This is a genomic window from Bacteroidota bacterium, assembly GCA_039714315.1.
GTDB lineage: Bacteria > Bacteroidota > Bacteroidia > Flavobacteriales > JADGDT01 > JADGDT01.
In genome coordinates this window covers 1-2,601 of record JBDLJM010000248.1, presented here as the reverse complement: position 1 = coordinate 2,601, position 2,601 = coordinate 1, and the positions used below count along the sequence as shown (strand labels likewise).

The 2,601-nt window shown below is 38.8% G+C and carries 3 protein-coding genes; all 3 read left to right on the top strand.

Annotated features, from left to right (window positions below):
• A partial coding sequence (locus ABFR62_14035; protein ID MEN8139538.1) for a hypothetical protein occupies nt 1-245 on the top strand: 245 nt, incomplete at its 5' end.
• A gap of 73 nt (nt 246-318) precedes the next feature.
• Entirely contained in the window at nt 319-480 is a 162-nt protein-coding gene (locus tag ABFR62_14030; GenBank protein MEN8139537.1) for a hypothetical protein, read from the top strand.
• Nucleotides 481-913: 433 nt separating this feature from the next.
• Nucleotides 914-2,545, top strand: coding sequence for an L-glutamate gamma-semialdehyde dehydrogenase (gene pruA / locus ABFR62_14025; protein ID MEN8139536.1), 1,632 nt, complete (start codon nt 914-916; stop codon nt 2,543-2,545).
• Nucleotides 2,546-2,601 lie beyond the last annotated feature (56 nt).

Sequence of the window (2,601 nt, the reverse complement as noted above, 5' to 3'; positions counted from 1 at the left end):
AAAGTAAAAAATACCTTGATAACTATCAGGCGGCAGGCATTGGTCAATGGGCCGGTTTGTTAACCGGTGCAGGGATTGCTGCTTACGGACTAACAAATGACTCCGGTGGTGAAACGATGGAAGAGGAATCCGATAACAATATGATAACAACCCTAACAGGCGTAGCAACAGGCTTGGTATTTTATTATATTTTTAAGAAAAAGAAAGAAAAGAATTTAAGGTTAGCGGTTGATGCCTATTTGTAAAATATAATATATACTTTATAAATAATGCTAAGTCATCTTCGTTGGTGTTTGTACAAGTTTTAGGCCATATGAAATGGGTAAAACTATTGGATGTTATTTCTCATCAAAAACTCAGATGTTCAGTGTAAATACAAGCGGAAGCAATGGAGATGCAAGTGGAAGCAATAGAAATGCAAGTGGAAGCAATGGAGATGAAAGTGGAAGCAATAGAAAAGTAACCGGCAGGAATGGATGAGTAAGCTGAAGGAAGAGAAATGTAACCCGTAGGAATAGAAAAGGAACCGGTAGGAATAGAAAATGAACCCGAAGGAAGAAAAATATAATCCGTTAATTCCTAGAAACTTTTAGGCTTCACTTATTATAGCTTCGCTATGATGTTAGCAGGATTTCGGGCAGGGATAGAGGCGGCACCCCACAGCAAAAAAGCAGACTGAAAAATGTATTTTGGAAGCGATTTTATGAGCTTATAGAATACAACTTTTGAAGCTGCTTTTTGCGAGGAGTATAGCCGAAAGCCCGAAGCCCGCCAAAATATATTACAAACTGTTAGTTTTTGCTGCTAAAGTAGGCTGTTAAATAGTATTTTATTTGTTAACTTTGGATCCGTTTCAAGGTATTGGAATACCGGAACGAATTAATATAAAAATATACTTAAAAAATAATTGGCTATGGCTACTGGATTTTTTAACATTCCTGAAATAAAAAATGAACCCGTTAAGAGCTATGCTCCGGGTACACCTGAAAGAGCTGAGGTTCTTGCTGAATATGATAAATTATGGAATTCGCACATGGAAATTCCATTAACTATTAACGGGGAGAAGATAATGACTGATGATAAGGTAGAGATAACATCTCCACATAAACATCATCATGTTATTGGTCATTATTCTAAGGCTGATAAGGCTATGGTTAGCAATGCAATTGAAACAGCATTGGAAGCCCGAAAAAAATGGTCGAAAATGAGTTGGGAGCACCGTGCTGCAATATTTTTAAAAATGGCCGATTTATTGGCAGGACCATACCGTGCAAAAATGAATGCTGCCACCATGATTGGTCAGTCTAAAACAATTCACCAGGCCGAAATTGATGCTGCATGTGAGCTAATAGATTTCTTTAGGTTTAATGTTAAATACATGACGCAAATCTATAAGGATCAACCATTGGAAAATGCGCCAAATGAGTGGAACAGGGTAGAGCACCGACCTTTAGAAGGATTTGTTTATGCAATTACTCCTTTCAACTTTACATCTATTGCGGGGAATTTGCAAACTTCAGCTGCTATGATGGGTAATGTTGTTGTTTGGAAACCTTCTGCAACTCAAATGTATTCTGCCGGAGTATTGATGGAGTTGTTCGAAGAAGCGGGATTGCCAAAAGGTGTAATTAATATGGTAGCAGGAGATTCTGCAATGATTTCTGATACAATATTTGAACATAAAGCATTTGCAGGGGTTCACTTTACAGGTTCTACAGGTGTATTCCAGGGAATTTACGAGAAAATTGGAAAGAATATTACCAAGTATAATACATATCCAAGAATTGTTGGAGAAACAGGAGGAAAGGATTTTGTAGTGATGCACCCGTCGGCTAATGCTACTGCAGTAGCTACTGCTTTGAGTAGAGGAGCATTTGAATTCCAGGGACAGAAATGTTCAGCAGCTTCGAGAGCTTATATTCCACAAAGTCGTTGGGAGGAAGTTAAAACACAGTTAGTAATGGATTTGGATACTATGAAACAGGGAGAGCCTGATGATATGAGTAACTTTACTTCTGCTGTAATTTCACAGAGTGCTTTTGATAAATTATCAGGTGTTATTGATAAAATCAAAATGGATCCTGAAATGGAATTTGTTGCGGGAGGAGGATATGATGATAAAGTTGGTTATTTTATAGATAATACTGTCGCTGTAACTACAAATCCAAAGAACTGGGCAATGGAAACTGAGTTTTTCGGACCGATTCTTACGATTTATGTTTACGAAGATGAGAAGTGGGAAGAAACACTTAAGCTGGTTGATACAACATCTCCTTACGCTCTTACGGGGGCTATCTTCTCTAGCGACAGATATGCTGCCGAAGAAGCGACAGATTATTTGGAAGGTGCTGCCGGTAACTTCTACATAAACGATAAGCCAACCGGAGCTGTTGTAGGTCAACAACCGTTTGGAGGAGCCCGTGGATCGGGAACTAACGATAAAGCAGGTTCTATGTTGAACTTAGTTCGTTGGGTATCGCCACGATTGATAAAAGAAAACTTTGTTTCGCCTAAGGATTATCGTTATCCGTTTATGGGTAAATAAGGGGAAAGGTAAAAGATACCTGCCTGCGTGACCCAGTCAGGCAGGAAAGAGGAAAG

Bases quoted from the DNA above. Each gene is read 5' to 3' on its own strand.
- pruA (MEN8139536.1), top strand. From the start codon at position 914: ATGGCTACTGGATTTTTTAACATTCCTGAAATAAAAAATGAACCCGTT.
- ABFR62_14030 (MEN8139537.1), top strand. From the start codon at position 319: ATGGGTAAAACTATTGGATGTTATTTCTCATCAAAAACTCAGATGTTC.